A 24,140-nucleotide genomic window follows, 5' to 3' on the forward strand; every position below is an offset into this window, starting at 1 on the left:
GGGTTTACGCTTTCGAATGGTGGAGGATGGCATTGCCGGCCGCATTCGGCACATAGGCGATGGCCTTGCCCGACAGCACCAGCATGTGGCCCGTCGAGACGGCCACCACCTGGATGGCCGTGCCGGCCGCCAGCGACAGGCCCTGCGTGGCCTTCTGGCTCAGCTTGACGGAGGCCGTGGCCGCCTGCGAGGCGCCTTTGGCTGCGCTTTTCAGCACGAGGACGCTGCCGTCGGCCACATCTTCCACCTTGTCGATGATGATTTCACCGGCGGCGGCCAGCACCGACATGGAGCCGACGAGCACGATGGCCGACGCCATGCTGGCGTTGTCGGACGCGTTGGTGGTGTCGGAGTTGGCGGCCTGGGCCAGTGGCGCCATGGTGGCGGCGCACAGCAGGGCGGTGGCGAGCAGATGTTTCATGGAATGTCCGTTCTTCATTGGTGGTTACACTTTGGAGTGGTGCAGCAGCGCCTTGCCCAGTTCGTTCGGGATAAAGGCGATGGCCTTGCCGGAAAGAACCAGCATGTGACCGGTGGACAGCGCCACCACGTTGACCACGGTGCCGGCCGCCAGCGACAGGCCCTTGGCCGCTTGCGTGCTCATCTGGATGGAAGCGCCGCCCGCTTCGGACGCGCCTTTCAGCACGATGACGATGCCTTCGCCCACCGTTTCCACGCTGGCGACCACCACCTGGCCGGAGGCGACCAGCATCGACATGGAGCCTGCGACGACGATGGCGGATCCCTGGCTGAGGTTTTGCGAGCCATTTGACAGATTCTCGGAGGCGGCGGCGTGGACCAGGCCGGGAGCGGCCACGGAGAGCGTCAACAGCGACAGGGACAGGCAGAGGGGCAGCAGGCGTTTCATGTGTTTCTCCTTCAAGTGTGCCAAGTGGCAACGCCATCATTGTAGACTGTGGGCAATTGGTCAATGAAAACGCTACTCGTAGCGGGCAGGCATACCGCAGGTAGCGTATAGCGCTACTTTTTTGCCGCTGGAACCGATGCTATTTATATAAAGGAAGTGCATGCCGCAAACCCACGCCTTGATCGAAGCCTTGAAACGCCTGTTGAAAGCGCGTTCCGTCACGTATGCCGAGCTGGCCCAGCGCATCGGCGTGTCCGAAGCCAGCGTCAAGCGGATGTTTTCGCAAAAGCAATTTACCCTGCAGCGCCTGGACCAGATCCTGGTGGCCATCGGCAGCGATTTCCAGCAACTGGCGCTGGCCGTGCAGTCAGCCCAGGCCGCGCCCACCCTGATCACGGGACTGACGTATGCGCAGGAAAAGGAAATCATCGAGGATACCCGGCTGTTCGTGGTAGCTGTCTCTGCCCTGAACCTGCTGCCGCTGGAACAGATCGTCGCCATCTACGACATCAGCGAGGCGCAAGCCGTGAAATACCTGCTGCGCCTCGACAAGATCGGTTTTTTGGAACTGCTGCCGAATAACCGGGTCAAACTGCTGGTGGCACGCACGTTTGCGTGGATACCGAACGGTCCCATTCACAAGTATTTCAAAAAGGAAGCCTATGGCGACTACTTGAATTCGCAATTCGATGGCGAGACGGAATTGCTGCGTCTGGTGAACGTGATGCTGTCGAAAAAATCCACGGCGGCCTTGCTGGAACGCCTGAAACAAGTGGCGGTGGAATTCTCGCAGCAGCACCAGGAAGACGCGCGCCTGCCCGGCGATGAGCGCTTGGCCATCAGTTTCATGCTGGCGGCGCGGCCGTGGATGCCGCAGACGTTCAAGGCGTTGCTGCGGCAGTGAGGCAGCCATATTGCGGGCAAGCGGCTATTGCTCCTGCTTGTCGGTCCTGCCTTGTTCCTGTTTCATCTGCGTCAGCAAACGCCAGGCAAAAAAGCCCAGCACGCCCACGCCCAGCAGCAGTGCGCCCCACAGCGCGGCCAGGCGCCACGTTGCCCCGTCCTTGGTGACGCGTGCGGGCGCAGCCACGCCCCCGTTGGGTTTGAGCGGACCGGCGCTGGCCGTCTTGAGCGCCAGCAATTCGTCCGCCCTGAAGCCGGGCGCCACTTGCGCCAGCGGTTGCGCCACGGCGGCGGCGTTGCGGTTGCCGAACGCCAGCTGATAGGGCGGCTTGCCGCTGGCCAGGAAGACCACGGTGGCCGGTGTCCAGCCCAGGCGCATGGCGGGCGCGTCGCTGGCGGAGAGCGCGAGATCCGTGGCCGTCAGCAGTACCCATTCGCCCGTTTGTGTGACGGGCATGGTCAGGTCTCCCGAGACCCTCTCCTTGCCATCGAGGCCGATGCGGTAAAACGTTGTGCTCAGCAGGGGATCGAAATAGGCGCCTTGCGCGGGACGCGCCTGGTGGCGCAGGTGTAGCCGGTGCCGGGGAACATAGCTGCTTTGGCGATACACGCCCAGGGTCACGGGCAGCACCACATTGTTGGGCGTCAATTGCAGGGCGATGCTGTCGGCGGGGATGGCGAGGGGAGTGGCGTAGCGCCATTCATTCGCCTGCTTGCCGGGCAAGCCTTGCAGCACGATGGAGGCGCGCAGCGGGGCGATGTCCGTTTCGCTGACGGCTTGCGCCGTAATCGCCGCAAAGGCCAGCGGCTCGCCCGCTTGCCAACTCAGGCGCGCATAGCGAAACGCGCGCGGCGCAAAGGCGATGCTGTCGTTGGCCAGGGTCTGCGTGTCGCTGTTGCTGAGCCAATTCAGGGTGGTGGTGCCGATGGCGTCCCATTGTTTCAGGTCATCGCTCACTTCCAGCAGCACTTGCGCACTGTAATTGTCCGTGCGGGCCGGCGGCGTGAAGCGCAAGGCGGCGATGCGCTTGTCTTGCGTTTGCTTGCCCAGGTCGAGGATCAGCGCTTGCAGCGCCGCCGTGGCCGCTGCCGTGCCGGCGCGCGTGCTGACCGACAGCAAGCGGCCATCGTCGGCCGTGCGGATATCGATGCCTTGCATGCCATCGCCAGTTGCTGGCGCGCCCGTCACGGGGAAAATGCGGGCGGGAATGCTGGTGCGCTGCGTGGCCGATTGCGCGGGTGGTGCGCCGATGGCGTAGGCCAGGCGCTTGCCGTCGGCGTCGAACAGGCGCAGGTCGGCCAGGCTGGCCGAGCTGGCGTGCAGGTAGACTTCCCTGGGCAATGTTAGCTGCACGATGCCGGCGCCTGCCGGCGACTGGATGGGCATGCTCCAGGCATAGTCCTGCGGCCGGTCCTGGCCAGGTGCGGCCAGCGCGGCGCCTGCCACCAGCAGGCCGCAGCAGATCAATGAGGCTTTCATGCGGCTCCTTGTTGCGGTTCGGCTGGCGCTGGCGCAGCAGCCTTGGGGAAGGGGGCCAGGTAGCCGATCAAGACCATCAGCAAACCGACACCGACGAAGGAGACGATGCGTTCGATGCCGCCCACGTTCGACAGGTCGATCAGGAACAGTTTCAAGACGACCAGGCCCAGCAGCACGGCGCCCAGGCTCCATTGCTGGCGCCGCTGCTGGCGCGCCGCGTGGCGCATCAGCAGCAGGGCCGTGATGCTCCACACCAGCGACAGCATCGCTTGCACGAACTGCGAGGCCAGCATGGCGTCAAAGGTATACGGCACGCCCAGGTAATGCGACACGGTGCGCAGCAGCATCAGGTTGAACCAGGCATACAGCAAGCACACGGCCACGACAGGCAGGCGCGTTTGCCACACGGCGGGCAGCGGGATCTGGCCGGCCGGGAATAAACGGTAGCTGGCAATGGCCAGCAGGACGGCAAAGCCCGTACTCAGGTCCAGCGGATTGAGCAGCGGCAAATAGGGCAGGGGTGCCATGGCGCCGTTGTCGAAAATGTTCCATGCGGCGATCAGCAGCAGCGACCATGCCGCCGCCAGCGGTATCAGATAACGCGGGTACCAGTCTGCAATCGGCGCCACCGGCCAGGCGTTCGCGCGGCAGCGGCGGATCAGCAGGGCCAGTGCCAGCATCATGGCCCAGGCCGGCAAGTAACGGGCCCAGGCAGGGCTGACGCTGTCTTCATGCTGTGCCAGCCAGGCGCTGACCTGGATGGCGCCCACGGGCCACAGCATCAACCAGGGCGCGGCCGTGCGCAGCGTATGCAACAGGCGCAGGGCACGCACGTCGAGTTGCCAGCCCGCTTGCGGCCAGGCCCGCAGCAGGTATTCGCCGGCCGCCAGGGCGCTGGCCAGGGCCAGCCAGCTCAAGCCGGTCGGCAGGTAATCGCGCAGGTACAAGGCCAGCAGCATGTGGGCGCTCCACAGGCCCAGGCCAAGCCAGGCGGCCACGCTGAGCCAGCGCAGTTGCTGCCAGTCGAGGCGCCGCGCCAGGATGGCGAACACGGGCGTCGTGACGCAGACGGCGATCAGGTACAGCGCCAGCCAGTGTTCGCCCGCGTGCGGTTGCAGCCCCAGGTCGCCGTCGATCAGGCGCAGCAGCCAGCTGGTGAAGGGCACGAGGATGGCGGCAAACCACAGCAAGCCGCTCCACACCAGCAGGGGGCGCGCCACCAGGGCCAGCAGCTCGTCGCCGCCGCGCGCGCGCAGCGCAAGGAAACGCGCGCTGGCAAACGCTGCGGTGCCCAGCAGCAGGGCGCTGAGGAAGGAACCGCCGAACAGGCTGGCCGGATGTTGGTCCCAGGCCCAGCTGGCGCGGCTGAGCATGACCATGCCGGCCAGCACCTGCACGGCCAGCAGCAGCGCGCGCGGCGCATGCCATTGTTCGCGCCGCGCCAGCGCCGCCAGCAGGGCTGCCACTGCCAGCGCGCTGACGGTCAGCAGGTTCAATTGCGTGGCGGCATCCGTGCGCAGCAGGATTTCGGTCCAGATGCCGCCCAGCAGCCAGACCGTGGCGGCCGTCAGGAACAGCACGGACAGGCTGCGCATGAACTCCGGGTGCAAGTGGCTGCCGTGGCGGCGGAAATTGTAGGCCATCACCAGCGCGGCGGCGGCCAGCAGCGCGCAGCCGAGCCAGATGTTGGCGTCCAGGGCCGCTGCCGTATTGAGTTCCTGCATGGCGCCGAGGAAGGCCAGCCAGGCGGCCCCCTGCACCAGCAAGCCGAAGGCCCAGGCCAGCGTCTGGCGCTGGCGCAAGCCGACCCAGACGATGCCCGCGCCTTCCAGCGCCCAGGCGGCGGAGGTCCAGCGGCCATCTAATGCGAACGGAATGGCCAGGGTGCCGAAGACGATGCCCAGCGCAAGGAAGGCTTCGGCCAGCAGTTTGAAACCGTTCCTGCGCCACAGGGCCACGGCCAGTCCCGTGTAGGTCAAGCCGGCGAGCAGCGCGGAAAACGCCAGGCCGAAGTCAAAGTGCCGCACCAGGCCGTATTGCAGGCCCATGGCCGCCAGCGGCGTGCCGAAGACGAGGGTGCCATCCACGTAATGCTTGAGGCGCGGCGCCTGGCGCGCGCAGTAGGCAATCGCGATGCCGATATAGAACAGCACGAACAGGATCAAAAACAGTTGCGTCGACAGGTAGTGTTCGGGCGTGTAGCGCAGCAGGCCCCAGGTGGTGGCGACGACAAAGGTAAAGCCAAAGCTCAGCACATTCAGGACCCGCCAGGCGCGTTTCAGGGCGATGGCGAAGACGCCTGCATTGAGCAGCGCGTAATAGCTGAACAGGCCGATATGGTTGCCGCTGCCCGTCGACACGAGCAGGGGCACGGCAAAGCCGCCGACGATGCCGAAGACGGCCAGCCAGACGGCGTTTTGCAGCACGGCCAGCAAACACGTGAATGCCGTCAGCACGAACAGCACGGCAAACGCCAGGCCGGCCGGGATCAGTTCATACAGGCGGAAGGCGCCAAACGTCACCAGCATCAATATCGCCAGCGCCGTGCCCTGCAGCGGCAGGCTGATGCCGGGACGGCTGAGGCGGATGCGCCAGGCCCAGGCCAGCAGGGCGATGTCAGCCAGCACGATGCCGGCCAGGCGCAGCTCGATGGGCAGCGTGACCTGCGCCGACACGTATTTGAGCAGGAAGCTGACGCCGAGGAAGAGGATCAGCAAGCCCAGCTTGGCAACCAGGTTGCCGGTAAACAGCCAGTTCTTGGCCTTGGCAACGAGGCCATCCGGGTGCGCGATCCAGGACGGGGTGTTGGGGACGGCGGGAGCGGGCCTGGCCGGAACCGGCGGGGCTGGCTTCGGCGGCACGGGTGCAGCTGGTGCGGCCGGCGCGACCTTCGCCACCTCGGCCACCTTGATCGCTGCCGCTTGCGGCACGGGGGCGGGCGTCGGCAAAGGCGCCGGCGCTGCCACGGGCGCCACTCTAGAGGGCGCGGCGGGTGCGATGGGCACGGCGGACGTGCCGGCCGGCGCTTCGGCCTGGCCTTCCAGCGCTCGCAGGCGCTGCTGGATGGCGTCGACTTCCTTGCGCAAGCGCGCCGTCAGCAATTCCAGATCCGCTACTTTCCGGCGGTGCTGCAGCACCAGCACGAAGGCGGTGACCAGCAAGGCCAGGATGGTCAATGATGTCATTCCAAACATGGAGGCAGCTTTCCGGGAGGGGCGGGCAGGGGCGCCAGCGGTATGCGCACATTACCTTATTATCAAGAAACAAGCGATTTCTGTTGTATCAGAGTAAGAGCCAGGCAGCGCGTGGGCGGCAAGGCGAGCATGACGCGCAGGCTGTTTTCTGTATTGATGCCGAGCAAGAGGACGACATTCAGATTGTCGTGCGCAAGATAGTGCTGTATTTTAGCAATTCCTTAATTGCCAGTTCCCCATGCCATGAGTCAAAGCAGCCAGTTTTCCTTATTGTCGCAGCGCCGTTTCGGGCCCTTCTTCTGGACCCAGTTCTTCGGCGCCTTCAACGACAATCTGTTCAAGACGGCCTTGATGGTGATCCTCGCCTACGATGCGCTGAGCTGGACCACGCTCGACCCGTCCACCATCACCAATCTGATTCCCGGCCTGTTCATCCTGCCCTACGTCGTGTTTTCAGCCACGGCGGGCCAGCTGGCCGACAAGTTTGAAAAGGCGGGCCTGGCCCGTTTCGTGAAATGGATGGAACTGGCCATCATGGCCGTAGCCGCCGCCGGCTGGATGACGCATACCCTGTGGCTGCTGGTGGCGGCCGTGGTCGGCATGGGCGTGCATTCGACCCTGTTCGGCCCCGTCAAGTATGCGTACCTGCCGCAGCAGCTGAAACCCGAAGAGTTGGTCGGCGGCAATGGCCTGATCGAGATGGGCACCTTTGTCGGCATTCTATTGGGCGAAATCCTCGGCGCCGTCTTGATCGTGCACAAGCCGCTGGGCGTGGAACTGGTGGCTGGCGCGACCATCGCCGTGGCCATTTTCGGCCTGCTCGCCAGCTACCGCGTGCCGCGCACGCCGGCGCCCGAGCCTGATTTGAAGGTGAGTTTGAATTTTGTGGCCGAATCGTTCCGCAACCTGAATTTTTCGCGCAAGAACCGTCCCGTCTTCCTGGCCATGCTGGGCAACTCCTGGTTCTGGTTTTACGGCGCCCTGATCCTGGCGCAGTTCCCCGTGTACTCGAAGGATTTCCTGCATGGCGACCATAGCGTGTTCGTGCTGCTGCTGACCGTGTTTTCCGTCGGTATCGGCACGGGGTCCTTGCTGTGCGAAAGGTTGTCCGGTCACAAGATCGAAATCGGCCTGGTACCGTTCGGCTCCATCGGACTGTCGCTGTTCGGCATCGACCTGTATTTCGCCAGCAATGCGTATGCGAATACGCAAGTGGTCGACGCGCTGGCCTTCGTCAGCCAGGCGGGCGTGCCGCGCATTTTGCTCGACATCGTCATGATCGGCGTGTTCGGCGGCTTTTTCATCGTACCCCTGTTCGCCCTGATCCAGACGCGCTGCGACCCGAAACACATTTCGCGCACGATCGCCGGCATGAATATCCTGAACGCGCTGTTCATGGTGGCGGCCGCGGGCGTAGCCATCGTGCTGCTGGGGCAAGGCTTTACGATCCCGCAGTTGTTTCTCGTTACGGCCATTTTGAATGCGCTGGTGGCCGCCTACATCTTCTCGCTGGTGCCGGAATTCCTCATGCGCTTCCTGGCGTGGATATTGATCCAGACCGTGCACAGGGTCAAAGTCGTCGATGGCGAGCGCATCCCCGCGGAAGGGGCCGCCGTATTGGTGTGCAACCACGTCAGCTATGTGGATGCCATCGTCATCATGGCGGCCAGCCCCCGCCCCATCCGTTTCGTCATGGACCACCGCATCTTCAAGATGCCGCTGATGGGCTGGATTTTCCGCACGGCCAAGGCGATTCCCATCGCGCCGGCCAAGGAAGATCCTTTCCTGATGGAAAAGGCTTTCATTGACATCGCGCAAGCGTTGCACGAAGGCGAACTCGTCTGCATCTTCCCCGAAGGCAAGTTGACGCGCACAGGCCAGATCAGCGAATTCAAGGGCGGCATCGCGAAGATCGTCGAGCGCAGCAAGGTGCCCGTGATTCCACTGGCGCTGCGCGGCTTGTGGGGGCATCTGTTGAGCCATCGCAATGGCCATTTGTTCGAGCGCGCCTTCAAGGCGGGCTTGCGCTCGCGCCTGTCGCTGGCCGTGGGCATGCCCGTGGCGCCCGAGGCCGCCACGCCGGAACTGTTGCAGCAAAAGGTGCAGGAATTGCGCGGCAAGTGGAAGTAAGCGCTAGGTTGCCCGCGTAGTGTCCCCCGCCCGCCGCGCCAAGTGCTGTTCCAGCAGGGCTGCGATGGCGGCGAAATCCACCGGTTTCGTCAGATGATGGTCGAAACCGGCTTGTTCCGTGCGTGAGCGCGCCTCACCCCAGCCCGTCAGGGCGATCAGCAGCACCTCGCGCCCGTGCGCACGCTGGCGTATCTGGCGCGCCGCTTCATAACCATCCATGTCCGGCATGCCCAGATCCATCACGACCAGTTGCGGCCACGTCATCTCGACGGCCGCCAGGGCTTGCGCACCGCCATACGCGACCCTGGCGGCATAGCCCTCAAGCTGGAACAGGCTTTGCAGGGAGTCTGCCGCATCGAGGTTGTCGTCGACCACCAGCACTTGTACGGGCGGGACCGCGCCGGTGGGGGACTCTTGGGCGGCCGCCGCCGGCATGACGGCAGGGGCGTCGCCGGTGCTGGCCGGCAAGGTGACGATGAAGCGGCTGCCGCGACCGGGGCCGTCGCTGCAGGCTTCGATGCTGCCGCCATGCATCTCGGCAAACTGGCGCGCCAGGCTGAGGCCGATGCCCAGGCCGCTGGCCATCTGGCCGGCTACCGTGCGCCCCTGTTCAAACATGGAAAAGATGCGTGGGATGGCGTCCGGCTCGATGCCGATACCATTGTCTTCGACCGTCACCTGCAACTGGCCCTGCGCCAGGCATGCCGTGAGGTGGATGTGGCCGCCGTCCGGCGTGAACTTCACGGCATTCGACACGATATTGGCGAAGATCTGCACCACCCTGGCATAGTCGGCGTGCAAGGTCACGGCATGCGGCGGCAATGCCTGCGTGATGCTGATGTGCCGGCTGTCGGCAGCGGGCTGGCACAGTTCGATTACATGCTCGAGCACTTGCTGCAATTTAATATTCTCGCGCTGCAGCAGTACCTTGCCGCTGGTGATGCGCGCCACGTTGAGCAAGTCATCCACCAGCCGCGTCAGGTGCGTCACCTGGCGGTCGATCACGCCACTCACTTTGCTGACCTGCTCGGATGCCGGATACAGGTGCTTGAGCAGGGCCACCGAGGTCTTGATGGGCGCCAGCGGATTGCGCAGTTCATGCCCGAGGCTGGCAAGGAATTCATCCTTGCGTCGCTGCGTCTCGCGCACCTGGTACTGGCGCCGGCGCGCGCGCAGCATGGCGTGGGCCGAGGTGATCAGGGTCAATATGTGTACGGGGCGTTCCAGTAGGGTCAGGTTGCCCAGGGTGGCAACGGCTTGCCGCAAAGGCAGAGAATCGAGTCCCGCGTGCGTCAGCAGGATGATGGGCAAATCGGACCAGTCCGGTTGCTGGCGGGCGTAGGCGTCGAGCACGGCGTACACGCCTGCATGCAAGGCCTCGTCCACCGTCAGCACGCCGCCGGCGCCCAGCGCCAGTTGCTCGGCCAGTTCGCCGGCGGAACGACAGGCGTGGCTGGCGATGGCCTCGCCGGCGAGCACCCTGGTGGTCAGGGCGGCGTCCTGGCCGCCAGGCGCATAGATCAGGATACGCTGCTCCATGGCAACTCCTAGGGGAAGGGCGTGCCGCCGATGGTGGGCAAGCCCGACAGGATGCCGTGAAAGCCGGCCAGGGCCGGGCCGATGCGGATGCCCTGCGGGCTGATCTCGAAGCGGCGGATGCTGCGCTCGTGCGCGCTGCCGCGCTTCTTGAAGACGGAAATGGCTTGCCGCACCTCGCCTTCCGTTTCGTAGTAGCGCAGCATGATGACGCTGTCGGCCAGATAGCTGGCGTCGGCCGCCGTCGTCATCGAGGTGCCCAGCATGTTTTGCTGCACGCCGACGAGCAGGGTGGCCACGCCGCGTTGGCTCAGGTAATTGAGCAGTTCGTGCAGGTAGGTGCTCTGGAAGCGTTCATTGGGCACGGCATGCATGTAGCCGTTCAGGCTATCGATGACGATGACCCGGGCGCCCCGTTCTGCCGCGTCGACCACGGCCTGGGCGAATTCTCCCGGTGTCAGCTCGGCCGGATCGATTTGCTGTGCGCTCAGCAGGCCGGAGTCGAGTGCCGCCTGCAGGTGCATGCCCACGTTGCCGGCCCGGTTCAGGAGCTTGCTGCGCGCCTCCTCGAACAGGAACATGGCGCACGGTTCGCCGCGCGTTGTGGCCGCATGCACGAATTGCGCCGCCAGGGTGGACTTGCCGCTGCCGGCTGGGCCGGAAATGAGCGTGCTCATGCCTTCTTCCAGGCCGCCGCCTATCATGGTATCGAGTTCGGGCACGCCGCTCGACAGGCGCCGATGGTCGCCATCGCGTCGCGTGTCGGCCGCCACCAGGCGCGGATAGACGATCAGGCCGTCATGGGCGATCTTGTAGTCGTGCGTGCCGCTGCGAAACGGCACGCCCCGGTATTTCACCACCCGCACGCGGCGCCGGTCATTGCCATAGTCCTGGTTTTGCAGTTCCAGCGAGATCACGCAATGGGCCACGCTACGCACTTGCAAGCCGTCGTCCAGCGCGGAACGGTCATCGATCAGCAGGGTGGTGCAGTGCCGGCTGGCCAGGTATTGTTTCAACGCCACGACCTGGCGCCGGTAGCGCAAGGGGTTTTCCGCCAGCAATTGCAGTTCGGACAGCGAATCGAGCACCAGGCGGGCAGGGCGGTGCTTTTCGATGGCGGCGAGGATGCGCTGGTTGGTCGAGGCCAGTTCGATTTCCGACGGGTGGAAGATGGTGTACTGGCGTTCGGGGTCGAGGATGTCGTCGCTGGGCGCCACCTCTTCGATGGCGATGCCGGCCAGGTTCCAGCCATGCGACAGGGCCGCGCCGCGCAGCTCGATCTCGGATTCCGCCAGGGCGATATACAGCACGGGCACGCCGCTGCGCGCGCCCTCGGCCAGGAATTGCAGCGCCAGGGTGGTCTTGCCCGTGCCGGGAACGCCTTCGACCAGGTACAGGCGCTCGGCCAGCAAGCCGCCCGTGAGTATGGCGTCGAGGCCGGCGACGCCCGTCGACAGCAGTGGCGGCGTGTCCGGGCCGCTCGCGCCATCTTGCTGCCTGGTATTTCGCGCCTGTGCTGTCATCGTTGCGCCCCCGCTTTGCCACGCTGTGACCACTATACTAGCGCGTCCGCCGCGCCATGTCTTTTCGATACCATTGGTAAATATTTATGGTGGCGAGGTGTGTGCGCGCAGGCAGTGTTGCGCGCGCGATCACGGCTTCAGCAAAAAACGCATTACCCTGCTACAGTAATCATTCAATCCAACTTTCCCGCTTTGCCGTTTTGCCGCCGCCCGCCCGCTTCCTGCTCGACCTGGCTGGCGTGCCGACGCTGTTGCTGTCCTCATTTCATTGCCTCATTGATAATTTAATTCGCTTGATAGTTACTATGTTTCAATTGTAACGATGCTTGACGATTTTAGAATGATCGTTCATTCTTTGATCTGCGTTAATAAATTTAGTCATTTCTAACGACACTAGCCAGCTTCTTTTTCAGAAAGTCCAAGATGCAACCAACATTTTCCTTGACGTCGCCGCGTACGAGCGGCGCTATTGCCGTTCTGTGCGCCACTGTAATCATGGCCGGCTGCAGTAAAAAACAGGAAGCACCTCACGCGCAGCAAGCGCCACAGGTGGTCGTGTTTACTGTTAATCCGGCCGCGTTGCCGATGAGCGCCGAATTGCCCGGCCGTACGAATGCCTACCAGGTCGCCGATGTGCGCCCGCAGGTCGGTGGCTTGATCCAGAAGCGCCTGTTCATCGAAGGCAGCGATGTGAAAGCGGGCACGGCCCTGTATCAGATCGATCCTGCCACCTATCAGGCAGCCTACAATTCGGCCAAGGCCGCGTTGTCGAAAGCCAAGGCCAACCTGCTGACGGCCGGTCCGAAAGCATCGCGCTACAAGGAATTGGTTGCCATCGAAGGCGTGAGCCGCCAGGAATACGATGATGCCGTCGCGGCGTTCGAGCAAGCCAAGGCAGATGTCGAGTCCGCCACTGCGGCGCTGGAAACGGCAAATATCAACCTCAAGTACAGCACCGTGACGGCGCCGATCAGCGGCCGCACCAGCCGCTCGACCGTGACGGCCGGTGCGCTGGTCACGGCGGGCCAGGCCGATGCCCTGACTACGGTGCAGCAACTCGATCCGATCTATGTCGACGTGACCCAGTCGAGCACGGATTTGCTGCGCCTGAAACGCCAGATGGCCGACGGCTCGCTGAAAAAAGTCGGCGAAGGCCAGGCCAAGGTCGACCTGATCCTGCCGGATGGCAGCAAGTACAGCGAACCGGGCAAGCTGCAGTTCGCGGGCGTGACGGTCGATCCGACCACCGGCAACGTGATCTTGCGCGCGCTGTTCCCGAACCCGAAAGGCGAATTGCTGCCAGGCATGTACGTACGTGCCCAGCTGGAAACGGGCGTCGATGAAAAAGCCATCACCGTGCCGCAAGTGGGCGTGACGCGCAACCAGAAGGGCCAGGCAACGGCCTTGATCCTGAACAAGGAAAACAAGGTCGAGCAACGCGTGCTGACCACCAGCGGCACCGTCAGCACCAACTGGCTGGTAACGTCCGGCCTGGCCGCAGGCGACCGCGTGATCGTGGAAGGCTTGCAAAAAGTCAAGCCAGGCGCGCCAGCCGTTGCCGTACCGGCCAAGGCTGCTGACGCGCCTGCCGCTGCCGCCTCTGCCGCCGCATCGGCTGCCAGCGCCCACTAATTCAGGAGAATATTAATGGCCCGTTTTTTCATTGACCGCCCGATTTTTGCCTGGGTGGTCGCGATCGTCATCATGCTTGCCGGCGTGATTTCGATCCTCAGCCTGCCGATCGCGCAGTACCCGAGCATTGCTCCGCCGTCGATTTCGATCAGCGGCTCCTACCCTGGCGCCTCCGCCAAGACCGTGGAAGACGCTGTCACCCAGGTCATCGAACAAAAGATGAAGGGTATCGACGGCTTGCGCTACATGGCTTCGTCGAGCGATGCCACTGGCGGCATCAGCATCACGCTGACGTTTACCAGCGGCACCAACCCTGACATTGCCCAGGTGCAAGTACAGAACAAGCTGCAGCTGGCCACGCCACTGCTGCCGACGGCTGTTACGCAACAGGGTCTCGTCGTGTCGAAAGCGACGAAGAACTTCCTGATGGTGTTCGGCTTCATTTCCGAAAACGGCAAGATGGACCAGACCGACTTGAGCGACTATGTGGCCGCCAACGTCGTCGATCCGCTGAGCCGCGTGCCTGGCGTGGGTGACGTGACCCTGTTCGGTTCGCAGTACGCCATGCGCATCTGGCTCAATCCGGCCAAGCTGCAAAGTTTTAACCTGACCCCGGCGGACGTGATCACGGCCGTGCAGGCGCAGAATGCGGAAGTGTCGGCCGGTGAGCTGGGCGGCACGCCGTCCATCAAGGGCCAGCAGCTGAACGCGACCGTGTCGGCGCAAAGCCGTTTGCAAACGGTGGAGCAGTTCGGTGCCATCTTGCTGAAAACCACGACCAACGGCGCCATGGTGTACCTGAAGGATGTGGCCACCATGGAACTGGGCCGCGAGAACTACAACACCGTGGCCCGCTACAACGGCCATGCGGCAACCGGCGTGGCGATCAAGCTGGCGACGGGCGCCAACGCGCTCGATACGGCCAACGCGGCGAAAGCCATGCTGGGCAACCTGAGCAAGCAATTCCCTGAAGGCATGAGCTACCAGGTGGCGTTCGACACGACCCCGTTCGTGAAACTGTCCATCGAAGAAGTGGTCAAGACCCTGGTCGAAGCCGTCATCCTGGTCTTCCTGGTGATGTATTTGTTCCTGCAGAACTTCCGCGCCACCCTGATCCCGACCATGGCCGTGCCGGTCGTGCTGCTGGGTACCTTCGGTATCCTGAACGCTTTCGGCTATTCGATCAATACGCTGACCATGTTCGCCATGGTGCTGGCCATCGGTCTGCTGGTCGACGATGCGATCGTGGTGGTGGAAAACGTCGAGCGCGTGATGAGCGAAGAGGGCTTGTCGCCGCTGGAAGCGACGCGCAAGTCCATGACGCAGATCACGGGCGCGCTGGTCGGTATCGCCATGGTGCTGTCGGCCGTGTTCGTGCCGATGGCCTTCTTCGGCGGTTCGACGGGCGTGATTTACCGCCAGTTCTCGATCACGATCGTCTCGTCGATGGTGCTGTCCGTCATCGTCGCACTGGTGTTTACGCCAGCGCTGTGCGCCACCCTGCTCAAACCGGTCGAAAAAGGCCATCACGCGACGAACAAGGGTTTCTTCGGCTGGTTCAACCGCAGCTTCGATAGCAGCAGCAACAAATACCAGGGCCTGGTCGGCAGCATGATCCGCCACCGCGCCCGTTCGATGCTGTTGTACGTGCTGTTGCTGGCCGGCCTGGTGTTCGTCTTCATGCGCCTGCCGACCTCCTTCCTGCCGGAAGAAGACCAGGGCATCCTGTTTACGCAGATTCAATTGCCGACGGGCGCCACGCAGGAGCGCACCCTGAAAGTGATCGAGCAGGTCGAAGACCACTTCATGAACAGCGAGAAAGACAACGTCGCTTCCGTGTTTGCCGTCGCCGGCTTCAGCTTCGGCGGTAACGGCCAGAATACGGGTATCGCTTTCGTGCGCCTGAAAGACTGGTCGCTGCGCAAGGATGTGGCGCAAAAAGCGCCGGCCGTGGCCGGTCGCGCCATGGGCAAGTTGTTGCAGATCAAGGATGCAATGGTATTTACGTTTGCACCGCCTGCCGTGCTGGAACTGGGTAACGCCACCGGTTTCGACATGCAGTTGCAGGATATCGGCGGTGTCGGCCATGACGCCTTGATGGCGGCGCGTAACCAGTTGCTGGGCATGGCGTCGCAGAATCCGGCCATGGTCGGCGTGCGCCCGAACGGCCAGGAAGATACGCCGCAGTACAAGATCGACATCGACCAGCAGAAGGCAACGGCGCTGGGCTTGCAGATCTCGGAAATCAACCGCGTGCTGAGCGTCGGCTGGGGTAGTTCGTATGTGAACGACTTCCTCGACCGTGGCCGCGTGAAGAAAGTGTTCATCCAGGGCGACGCCAGTTCGCGCATGCTGCCGGAAGACTTGAACAAGTGGTTCGTGCGCAATACCGCTGGCCAGATGGTGCCGTTCTCGGCCTTCGCCACCGGCAAGTGGATTTACGCGTCGCCACGCCTGGAACGCTACAACGGCTTGCCGTCGGTAGAGATCCTGGGTACGCCGGCGCCGGGCCAAAGCACGGGCGCCGCCATGAACGCGATGGAAGAAATGGTCGCCAAGTTGCCGCCTGGCATCGGCTTCAGCTGGACCGGTGTGTCGCTGGAAGAGCGCGAATCCGGTTCGCAGACGCCGCAGCTGTATGCGCTGTCGCTGCTGATCGTGTTCCTGTGCCTGGCCGCGCTGTATGAAAGCTGGTCGATTCCGTTCTCCGTGCTGCTGGTAGTACCGCTGGGCGTGATCGGCGCCGTGCTCGGTACGTGGATGTTCGGCTTGTCGAACGACGTGTACTTCCAGGTGGGCTTGCTCACGGTGGTGGGCCTGTCGGCGAAGAATGCGATTCTGATTGTTGAATTCGCCAAGGAAATGCAGGAGTCGGGCATGTCGCTGCTGGACGCGACCTTGCATGCGGTGCGTCTGCGTCTGCGTCCGATTCTGATGACCTCGATTGCCTTCGGCCTGGGCGTGTTGCCACTGGCGATCTCCAGCGGCGCCGGTTCCGGCAGCCAGAACGCCATCGGTATCGGCGTGCTGGGCGGTATGTTGACGGCCACGTTCCTCGGTATCTTCTTCGTGCCGGTGTTCTTCGTGCTGGTGCGCGGCTTCTTCTCGAAGTCGGACGCGCCCGCCACGCCGGCGACGCCTGGCTCGCCAGCCGTCACGCTTTCTAAGGATGCGCATTAATATGAAAAAAACGCTACTCTCCATGGCGGCACTGGCCTTGCTGGCCGGTTGCAGCCTGGCTCCCACATATGAGCGTCCGGCAGCGCCGGCGCCCACGGCGTGGCCGACCGGTCCTTCCTACAAGGCCGACACGGCCGCCGCCGACGCCAAGCCGGTGGCGGACGTCGCCTGGCGCGAGTTCTTTGCCGATGCGCGTTTGCGCCAGGTACTGGAACTGGCGCTGGCCAACAACCGCGACCTGCGCGTCTCGATCCTGAACATCGAGAAGGCGCGCGCCACCTACGGCATCGAACGCGCCGCGCTGATCCCGACCCTGTCGGCGTCCGGCGGCCAGACGGCCAGCCGCGTGCCGAAGAACGCCAGCGCCAACGGCGAAGCGTCCATCAACCGCCAGTACACGGCGAACCTGGCCGTATCGGCGTACGAGCTGGACTTCTTCGGCCGCGTGCGTAGCCTGTCCGACAGCGCGCTGGAACAATACCTGGGCACGGAAGAAGCACGCCGTGCACAGCAGATCAGCCTGGTGGCCGAAGTGGCCAGCACCTATCTGAACCTGGTGGCGGACCAGCAGCGCCTGCGCGTGGCGCAGGACACCTTGAAGAGCCAGCAGTCGTCGTATGACCTGGCCGTGCGCCGCTTCAGTGCCGGTGCGACTTCCGGCCTGGACAAGTACGATGCCCAGACCAGCGTGGAATCGGCCCGTTCCGACGTGGCCGTCTACACGAGCCAGGTTGCGCTGGATCAAAACGCGCTGGTGCTGCTGGTGGGCGGCCCCGTGCCGGCCGACCTGCTGCCGCCAGCCGAGTTCGGCGCCGTGACGGCCCTGGCGGACATTCCGTCCGGCGTGCCGTCGGACGTGCTGCAACGCCGTCCCGACGTGCTGGCGGCGGAGCGCACCTTGCGCGCGGCCAACGCCAACATCGGCGCGGCGCGCGCGGCCTTCTTCCCGCGCATTTCGCTGACGGCCACGGCCGGCTCGCTGAGCGACAACCTGTCGGGCCTGTTCAAGGCGGGCAGCGGCACGTGGAGTTTCATTCCGCAGATCAGCTTGCCGATCTTCGATGGCGGCGTGAACCGCGCCAACCTCGATATCGCCAAGGTGCAGCGTGAAATCTCCGTGGCGCAATACGAAAAGGCGATCCAGGTCGCCTTCCGTGAAGTGTCCGATGCGCTGGCCCAGCGCGGTACCATCGACGAGCGCCTGCAGTCGCAGGTCTCGCTGGTCGAGGCGTCGACGAAGAGCTACACCATCCACGACGCGCGCTACAAGCAGGGCGCCGAGTCCTACCTGAACGCCCTGGTGGCCCAGCGCGCGCTGTACACGGCGCAGCAAAGCCTGATCACGGCGCGTCTGGCCAAATCGACCAACCTGGTGACCTTGTACAAGGTGCTGGGCGGCGGTTGGCAACCTGAGCAGACAGCCGTCGCGGCGGCTGGCGGCGTCCAATAATCACGGGGACGCCGACGCCGGCCTTGCCCGCAAGGGCAGGGCCGGCGCGCTACTGGAAAATCATGAACCAAGTTGAAAAGAAGCATCCGGATCCCGAGCGCGCCAACACGCGGCGCAAGCAGGTGCTCGATGCGGCCGAAAGCTGTTTCAGCCGACGCGGCTTTCACGGCGCCAGCATGGCCGAGATATCGAAAGCGGCCGGCATGAGCGCGGGCCATATCTATAATTATTTTGACAGCAAGGATGCGATCATCGCCGCCTTCGTCATGCAGAATACGGAGCGGGTGTCGAACCTGATGCAGGACCTGGCGCAGCGCGAAGACCCGCTGCAGGCCGTGATCGACAATGCGGGCGAGCATGTGCTCGAAGCGCTGGACCCGAAAACGTGGATGATGCCGCTGGAAATTTTTGCCGAAGCATCGCGCAATCCGGTGATCGCCGAAATGCTGCAATGCTCGGACCAGCGCTCGCGCCAGCTGTTTCTCTCCATCATCCGCGATGCGCGCATCAAGCGCGGCTTGCCGGCCGATGAAGAGATGCTGGAAGGCCGCCTGAATGCCCTGGTCGCCATTTACCAGGGCTTGCCCGTGCGCTTCATTCACAATCCGGACGTGAAAGTCGAGCCGCTGATCGCGGGCTTCCGCATCGTCCTGACGGCGCTGCTGCTGAACGAATAGGCCGCTTGCCAGGGCCATGCAAAAAAGTTTGCGCAGATCGATATGAATCATGCGCAAAGCATGGCAAAAACCTAAAAGCCTCTGCTATAATTCCCACCTCGTCGGGGCGTAGCGCAGCCTGGTAGCGTACATGCATGGGGTGCATGGGGTCGGAAGTTCGAATCTTCCCGTCCCGACCATTAGATTCAAGGAGTTACAGCGCAAGCTGTATAGAAACCCAGTACTGTGTATTATACGTTTGTATAATATCGGTACTGGGTTTTTCCGTTTACGTGACGTATGATTTCTCATCGCCGCATGCCGATGGCTGCTACCGGCCGCCATGCGGCGGTCAAACGGTCCTGCATATTTTGTCTGAACTTACATCCGCCACCATGACGATTTCCGAATTTCTTACCGCCGTTCGCACGCCATACATCGGCACCTTGGCACGGGCCGCCACGCAGCTTGCATCGCATGTGGAGCCGGCATACAGGCAAAGCGATGGATCGCTGGCCGTCGAAGGCGCGCTCGGCCTTCCTTGCAGAGCCGACGTCATCCCAATGGAAGGGGCCGCTGCGGGTCAATCGATTCAAGTCGACTCCGAGACCCGGTTGGAGTTTGAGGCAGTCACTTTTGCGTCGGGTGCGGGTGAAGTGGTTCTTGCACCGTTCGTGTGGGATTGGACGCCGCTCGAAGTGCGTGGTCTGAGCCAGGAGGCCGTTTCGGACGTTTTTCAGGCGTGGTTCCTGAAGTGGTTCGATACCGACGACGAAAATGTAGCTACTGCAGAAGGCCTTTTCGGCGTCGTCCACTTCATGTCTGAGCTGGAACCCACAGACGCGGGCTGGAGAGTGACGGTTGATCTTGGCTCGTCGCCGGTGAGCGCAGTTGAAGATTTCCTGTTTCGCATATTGGATGCCGGCGCATCTCAAGTTCGGGTCGGCTGACCCCATGCAATTCAATGCAGCTGCCTGACCAGTCATTCAAGCCATCGCAGAACGTCGGATTATTGCGTGTGCCATGCATGCCAGCCCGCTTTTGCCAGCGCCTGCCTTTGCCTTTCATTCCCCGTTTCCCCCATCCTGTCCCTTGATTTCCGTTCCCTGTCGCGTAGTCAACCTGGCAATACTGCTTTGGCCTATGATCTGCTGGCACATGCACGTGTGAAGTTTTCCTTCATTCATTAACCATGAGGTGTCCATGATTCGCTATGTCCTGCCTGTCCTGTTGTTCGCCGGCGCACTGCCGGCGCACGCCCAAGTCCCTGCCAAGGAAACGCCGCTGATCGAGCGGGCCAAGCTGTTTGGCAATCCCAGCAAGTCCGGTGGCAAGCTCAGTCCCGACGGGCAGTGGCTGTCATGGATCGCGCCGCGCGATGGCGTGCTCAATGTGTGGGTGGCGCCGGCCGGCGACCTGGCGCAGGCGCGCCCGCTGACGGAAGAAAAGGTGCGGCCCATCCGCAGCAGCTTCTGGTCGCCTGATTCGAGGACCCTGCTGTTTATCCAGGACAAGGGCGGCGATGAAAACTTCCTGCTGTACGGCGTGAACGTGGCGAGCGGCAAGCAGATCAACTACACGCCGTTCGAGAAGACGCGGGTGCGGATAGTCCAGATCAGCAGCAAGGTGAAGGACCGCATCCTCGTCGGCATCAATAACCGCGATGCGCGCTGGCACGACGTGTACAGCCTGGAGCTGGCCAGCGGCAAGCTGACCCTGGTGCAGCAGAACGATGGCTATGGCGGCTATGTCGCAGATGAACTGCTCAACTTGCGCATCGCCAGCAAGGCGCGCGCCGATGGCGGCATGCAGTATTTCCGCCTGGCCGATGGCAAGGTCGAGAGCACGCCGCTGGCCGAAGTCGGCCTGGAAGATGCGCAGACCACGTCGCCACTGGGCTTTACGGTCGACGGCAAGACCTTGTACTGGACCGATTCGCGCGGCCGCAATACCTCGGCGTTGCTGGCGCAGGATGTGGCCAGCGGCAAGACCACGGTGGTGGCGCAAGACCCGCGCACCGACATCGCCGACGCGCTGTACGACACGCGCACGGGCCGGGTGCAAGCCTATACGGTCAATTATCTGCAGCAGGAATATCTGCCGCTGACGGACGAGCTGAAAGGCGACCTGGCCTTCCTGAAGAAAAATACGAAGGGCCAGTTCACGGTGACGTCGCGCACGGATGCTGACGATAAATGGCTGGTAAGCGTCGATGCCATCACGGCGCCGCCATCGAGCTGGCTGTATGAGCGCAAGACCAAGAAGCTGACGCGGCTGTATGTGACGCGTCCGGAACTGGAGGGCGCGCCGCTGGTGCCCATGTATGCGCAGCAGATCAAGGCGCGCGACGGCCTGACCCTGGTGTCCTATCTGACCTTGCCGCAGGCATCGAAGGCGGGCGCCGGCGGCACGCCTTCGCAGGCGGTGCCGATGGTGCTGCTGGTGCACGGCGGCCCGTGGGCGCGCGATACGTATGGCTACAGTGGTTATCACCAGTGGCTGGCCAACCGCGGCTACGCCGTGCTGTCCGTGAATTTCCGCGGTTCGACGGGCTTCGGCAAGCAATTCATCTCGGCCGGCGACCTGCAGTGGGGCCGCAAGATGCATGACGACTTGCTCGACGCCGTGCAGTGGGCGGTGCAGAGCGGCGTGACCACGGCCGACAAGGTGGCCATCATGGGCGGCTCGTACGGCGGCTACGCCACCCTGGCCGGCATGGCGTTTACGCCGACGACGTTTGCCTGCGGCGTCGACATCGTCGGCCCGTCGAACCTGTTTACCTTGCTGCAAACCATCCCGCCATACTGGGAAGCGGGCAAGCAGCAGTTCTACAAGCGCATGGGCGACCCGACCACGGAAGAGGGCAAGGCGCTGCTCAAGGAGCGTTCGCCACTGAACTTTGCGCAGAACATCCAGCGCCCGCTGCTGATCGGACAGGGCGCGAACGACCCGCGCGTCAACGTGGCTGAATCGGACCAGATCGTGGCGGCCATGGCGGCGAAGAATATTCCCGTGACGTATGTGCTGTTTCCCGACGAAGGCCATGGCTTTGCCCGGCCCGTCAACAACATCGCCTTCAATGCGGTGACGGAGAACTTCCTGGGGCAATGCCTGGCGGGCCGCGCCGAGCCGATTGGCGCCACCCTGAAGGCATCCACCGCGCAGATCAAGCACGGCGCCGAGTTCGCGCCGGGTTTGAAGCAGGCAATGCAGTAACGCTGCCGGCAATCTGCCGGGCAGGCCGTGCTGCCCGCTGACAAGAAGTTCCACGCCGGTGGCTTGCAATGTGACAGCTTCCGGCGTTGCGTGCGTACAACTGATGGCGGGGTGTGCGAGGCCGCATTCGATGCGGCCACTGCCGATGACGCGGCAGCCATGCGCCGCAGAAATCCGCCGTGCAAGGTGGATTTCTGCTGTGGCGCAGAGCATACCGGACGGGAGAGCGGGCGGAAAACCCTTGCTGCTGCCTGGGAAAACTGGCGTCGGGCCGCGCCAGCATGGTTCACGGCGAGTTGGTCAATATAGCCATCCATGCGCCTTTCTTTTTCATATTTGTTGCTAAATAAATACATTCTTTTGGCAACAATTGATTTTCATTAAAAACTTCCCTATTTGATAATATTTTATAGTGGCTTTCTTTGTAAGTCGTAGTAGCATAGATTGACTTAAAGCAAGGTTCAATCATGCTGGAAAGCCATCTTCAGTCCTGTTGGCGGTCGTTGTCATCGGCGTGCAGGTTAGCCATGACCGTTATCAGTACCAGGCCCAGCGCCAAGATAAATGTATCGAGGGAAGACAAATGTTTCTAAATTTCACGAAATTTGGATGGCTATCCACGCCCGTCCGGAGTGTTGATGGCTGCATTGCCAGAGCCCATGGCGCGCCGCCTGCCCAAGGTCTGGCGCCGTCAATGCTGATGTACCTGGCGGGAACTTTGCTATTTGTCTTGCTGTCCCTTTTTTCCAGCCAGGCTTCCGCCGCCAGCACCTGCCCGAGCCCGCGCGCCGTCAGCATCGTAGCGGGGGGAGAGTATTACGAGGATTACACCAATGCGCCTTGTTCCCAGTTCGGCCTGACGGGAACCCTGGTGGCGCCGCTGTATGGCACGCTGGAAGATTCGAATGCCACGAATGCCGTGCGCTACCGGAATACCAATCTCAGCGCGACCTCGGACACGTTTACCGTCAGGGATGATGTGGGGCAGCCCATCGTGTACAACGTCACGATTACCTCGGCCATCGTGCTGGCGCCGGCTACCCTGCCGAATGCCACGGTGGCCCTGACTTACCCGACGACGACCATGACGGCGACGGGGGGCGCGGCACCGTACACCTATGCCATCAGCGCTGGCACCTTGCCGGCTGGCATGAGCTTGAGTGGTGGTGGTGTGCTGTCGGGTACGCCGACAGCGGGCGGCACCTTCAACTTCACCGTGCGCGCCACCGACTCGCTGGCCATCAATGGCACGCGCCCTTATACGCTGACGGTCTCCGCGCCCACCATCACCATCGCGCCGACGACCTTGCCGGCAATGACAGTCGGTCTCGCCTACAGCCAGGCCATCACCGGCGGCGGCGGGACGGCAGCGTACAGCTATGCCGTCACTGCCGGCAGCGTGCCTGCGGGCTTGAGCCTGGCGGCGAACGGCACCTTGTCCGGCACGCCGACGGTAGCCGGGGCATACAGTTTTACCGTCACCGCCACCGACAGCAGCGCAGGGAGCGGTCCGTACACGGGGGCACGCGCCTATTCCGGCACGGTGGCAGCCGGTGCGCCAGTCGCCAACGCCAGCAGCGCCATAGTGGCTTACGGCAGCAGCGCCAATCCGCTCACACTGAGCCTGAGCGGCGGTGCGGCGACATCGGTGGCCATCGCCTCCGGCGCCTCGCACGGCACGGCGACGGCCAGCGGCACCAGCATCACCTACACGCCGACGGCAGGTTACGGCGGACCTGACAGTTTTACTTACACGGCCAGCAATGGCGTAGGCACCTCGGCACCGGCCACCGTGACGATCACGGTCAGTGGCCCCACGATCACGATTGCACCCTCCACCGTACCAGCGGGAAGCGTCGCTACGGCCTACAGCCAGACCGTGACGGCCGCGAACGGCACGGGGCCGTACACCTACGCGATCAGCGCCGGTTCCTTGCCAGCCGGGTTGAGCTTGAATACCGCCACCGGTACGCTGTCGGGCACGCCGACGGCGGGCGGCGTCTTCAACTTCACCTTGCGGGCCACGGACAGTTCGACGGGCAGCGGCCCGTATTCCGGTGCGCGCGCCTATTCGCTGACGGTGGCGGCACCAACCATCACCATCGCGCCGACGACCTTGCCGGCCATGACGGCAGGTCTCGCCTACAGCCAGAGCATTACGGCCGCCGGCGGCACGGCGCCGCATAGCTATGCCGTCACTGCCGGCAGCGTGCCCGCAGGCCTGAGCCTGGCGGCGGACGGCACCCTGTCCGGCACGCCCACGACGTCCGGGGCCTACAGTTTTACCGTCACCGCGACCGACAGCAGCGGCGGCGCCGGCCCCTATTCGGGAGCGCGTGCCTATTCCGGCACTGTAGCTGTTGGTGCGCCCA

General features: G+C 63.4%; 15 protein-coding genes and 1 tRNA gene. 10 read left to right on the plus strand and 6 right to left on the minus strand.

Going from position 1 to position 24,140, the window contains the following annotated elements; all coding sequences use genetic code 11:
• Positions 1–4 precede the first annotated feature (4 nt).
• Positions 5–421 carry a hypothetical protein gene (locus SJI03_RS21425; RefSeq protein WP_322428497.1) on the minus strand — a complete coding sequence of 139 codons (417 nt, stop codon included), beginning with the start codon at positions 419–421 and terminating at the stop codon, positions 5–7.
• A 24-nt stretch (positions 422–445) separates the two neighbouring features.
• Complete coding sequence (locus SJI03_RS21430; protein WP_077407467.1) at positions 446–868, minus strand: hypothetical protein; 423 nt, start codon at positions 866–868, stop codon at positions 446–448.
• Positions 869–1,028: 160 nt separating this feature from the next.
• Here SJI03_RS21430 and SJI03_RS21435 point away from each other — a divergent pair, with 160 nt between their 5' ends.
• On the plus strand, positions 1,029–1,772 hold the full coding sequence (locus tag SJI03_RS21435) for a helix-turn-helix transcriptional regulator (RefSeq protein WP_322428498.1): 744 nt from the start codon (positions 1,029–1,031) through the stop codon (positions 1,770–1,772).
• A 24-nt stretch (positions 1,773–1,796) separates the two neighbouring features.
• Here the strand turns inward: SJI03_RS21435 and SJI03_RS21440 are convergent, their stop codons facing one another.
• The gene (locus tag SJI03_RS21440; RefSeq protein WP_322428499.1) at positions 1,797–3,251 is read right to left on the minus strand and encodes a DUF3999 family protein; all 1,455 of its coding nucleotides are present in this window, start codon (positions 3,249–3,251) and stop codon (positions 1,797–1,799) included.
• Positions 3,248–6,436 carry a DUF2339 domain-containing protein gene (locus tag SJI03_RS21445; protein WP_322428500.1) on the minus strand — a complete coding sequence of 1,063 codons (3,189 nt, stop codon included), beginning with the start codon at positions 6,434–6,436 and terminating at the stop codon, positions 3,248–3,250. The genes SJI03_RS21440 and SJI03_RS21445 overlap by 4 nt, the downstream gene beginning before the upstream one ends.
• A 252-nt stretch (positions 6,437–6,688) precedes the next feature.
• On the opposite strand from SJI03_RS21445, the gene SJI03_RS21450 reads away from it, so the two are divergent.
• Complete coding sequence (locus tag SJI03_RS21450; RefSeq protein ID WP_099380377.1) at positions 6,689–8,575, plus strand: MFS transporter; 1,887 nt, start codon at positions 6,689–6,691, stop codon at positions 8,573–8,575.
• Between the two features lie 3 nt (positions 8,576–8,578).
• On the opposite strand, the gene SJI03_RS21455 is transcribed toward SJI03_RS21450, so the two are convergent.
• Both SJI03_RS21455 and SJI03_RS21460 read right to left on the minus strand, forming a co-directional pair.
• Entirely contained in the window at positions 8,579–10,114 is a 1,536-nt protein-coding gene (locus SJI03_RS21455; RefSeq protein ID WP_322428501.1) for an ATP-binding protein, read from the minus strand.
• A gap of 8 nt (positions 10,115–10,122) precedes the next feature.
• Positions 10,123–11,634, minus strand: coding sequence for an ATPase domain-containing protein (locus tag SJI03_RS21460; RefSeq protein WP_322428502.1), 1,512 nt, complete (start codon positions 11,632–11,634; stop codon positions 10,123–10,125).
• Between the two features lie 423 nt (positions 11,635–12,057).
• Here SJI03_RS21460 and SJI03_RS21465 point away from each other — a divergent pair, with 423 nt between their 5' ends.
• The 8 genes from SJI03_RS21465 to SJI03_RS21500 all read left to right on the plus strand — a co-directional run.
• The gene (locus SJI03_RS21465; protein WP_322428503.1) at positions 12,058–13,266 is read left to right on the plus strand and encodes an efflux RND transporter periplasmic adaptor subunit; all 1,209 of its coding nucleotides are present in this window, start codon (positions 12,058–12,060) and stop codon (positions 13,264–13,266) included.
• Positions 13,267–13,281: 15 nt separating this feature from the next.
• A complete protein-coding gene (locus SJI03_RS21470; protein WP_322428504.1) occupies positions 13,282–16,446 on the plus strand; it encodes an efflux RND transporter permease subunit in 3,165 nt (1,054 codons plus the stop codon).
• A 1-nt stretch (position 16,447) separates the two neighbouring features.
• Positions 16,448–17,896: an AdeC/AdeK/OprM family multidrug efflux complex outer membrane factor gene (gene adeC / locus SJI03_RS21475; protein WP_322428505.1), complete on the plus strand. Its 1,449-nt coding sequence runs from the start codon at positions 16,448–16,450 to the stop codon at positions 17,894–17,896.
• 62 nt (positions 17,897–17,958) lie between these two features.
• Positions 17,959–18,573 (plus strand): TetR/AcrR family transcriptional regulator, encoded by a 615-nt coding sequence (locus tag SJI03_RS21480; RefSeq protein WP_322428506.1) that lies wholly within the window; start codon positions 17,959–17,961, stop codon positions 18,571–18,573.
• A gap of 102 nt (positions 18,574–18,675) precedes the next feature.
• Positions 18,676–18,752, plus strand: a tRNA-Pro gene (locus SJI03_RS21485).
• A gap of 195 nt (positions 18,753–18,947) precedes the next feature.
• Positions 18,948–19,502 (plus strand): hypothetical protein, encoded by a 555-nt coding sequence (locus SJI03_RS21490; protein ID WP_322428507.1) that lies wholly within the window; start codon positions 18,948–18,950, stop codon positions 19,500–19,502.
• Between the two features lie 253 nt (positions 19,503–19,755).
• Positions 19,756–21,768, plus strand: coding sequence for a S9 family peptidase (locus SJI03_RS21495; protein ID WP_322428508.1), 2,013 nt, complete (start codon positions 19,756–19,758; stop codon positions 21,766–21,768).
• 694 nt (positions 21,769–22,462) lie between these two features.
• A partial coding sequence (locus tag SJI03_RS21500) for a putative Ig domain-containing protein (RefSeq protein ID WP_322428509.1) occupies positions 22,463–24,140 on the plus strand: 1,678 nt, incomplete at its 3' end.

Source organism: Janthinobacterium sp. GMG1 (genome assembly GCF_034427795.1).
GTDB lineage: Bacteria > Pseudomonadota > Gammaproteobacteria > Burkholderiales > Burkholderiaceae_D > Janthinobacterium.

Coding starts and splice junctions, on each gene's coding strand:
- SJI03_RS21425 (WP_322428497.1), bottom strand. CDS start 421: ATGAAACATCTGCTCGCCACCGCCCTGCTGTGCGCCGCCACCATGGCG.
- SJI03_RS21430 (WP_077407467.1), bottom strand. CDS start 868: ATGAAACGCCTGCTGCCCCTCTGCCTGTCCCTGTCGCTGTTGACGCTC.
- SJI03_RS21435 (WP_322428498.1), top strand. CDS start 1,029: ATGCCGCAAACCCACGCCTTGATCGAAGCCTTGAAACGCCTGTTGAAA.
- SJI03_RS21440 (WP_322428499.1), bottom strand. CDS start 3,251: ATGAAAGCCTCATTGATCTGCTGCGGCCTGCTGGTGGCAGGCGCCGCG.
- SJI03_RS21445 (WP_322428500.1), bottom strand. CDS start 6,436: ATGACATCATTGACCATCCTGGCCTTGCTGGTCACCGCCTTCGTGCTG.
- SJI03_RS21450 (WP_099380377.1), top strand. CDS start 6,689: ATGAGTCAAAGCAGCCAGTTTTCCTTATTGTCGCAGCGCCGTTTCGGG.
- SJI03_RS21455 (WP_322428501.1), bottom strand. CDS start 10,114: ATGGAGCAGCGTATCCTGATCTATGCGCCTGGCGGCCAGGACGCCGCC.
- SJI03_RS21460 (WP_322428502.1), bottom strand. CDS start 11,634: ATGACAGCACAGGCGCGAAATACCAGGCAGCAAGATGGCGCGAGCGGC.
- SJI03_RS21465 (WP_322428503.1), top strand. CDS start 12,058: ATGCAACCAACATTTTCCTTGACGTCGCCGCGTACGAGCGGCGCTATT.
- SJI03_RS21470 (WP_322428504.1), top strand. CDS start 13,282: ATGGCCCGTTTTTTCATTGACCGCCCGATTTTTGCCTGGGTGGTCGCG.
- adeC (WP_322428505.1), top strand. CDS start 16,448: ATGAAAAAAACGCTACTCTCCATGGCGGCACTGGCCTTGCTGGCCGGT.
- SJI03_RS21480 (WP_322428506.1), top strand. CDS start 17,959: ATGAACCAAGTTGAAAAGAAGCATCCGGATCCCGAGCGCGCCAACACG.
- SJI03_RS21490 (WP_322428507.1), top strand. CDS start 18,948: ATGACGATTTCCGAATTTCTTACCGCCGTTCGCACGCCATACATCGGC.
- SJI03_RS21495 (WP_322428508.1), top strand. CDS start 19,756: ATGATTCGCTATGTCCTGCCTGTCCTGTTGTTCGCCGGCGCACTGCCG.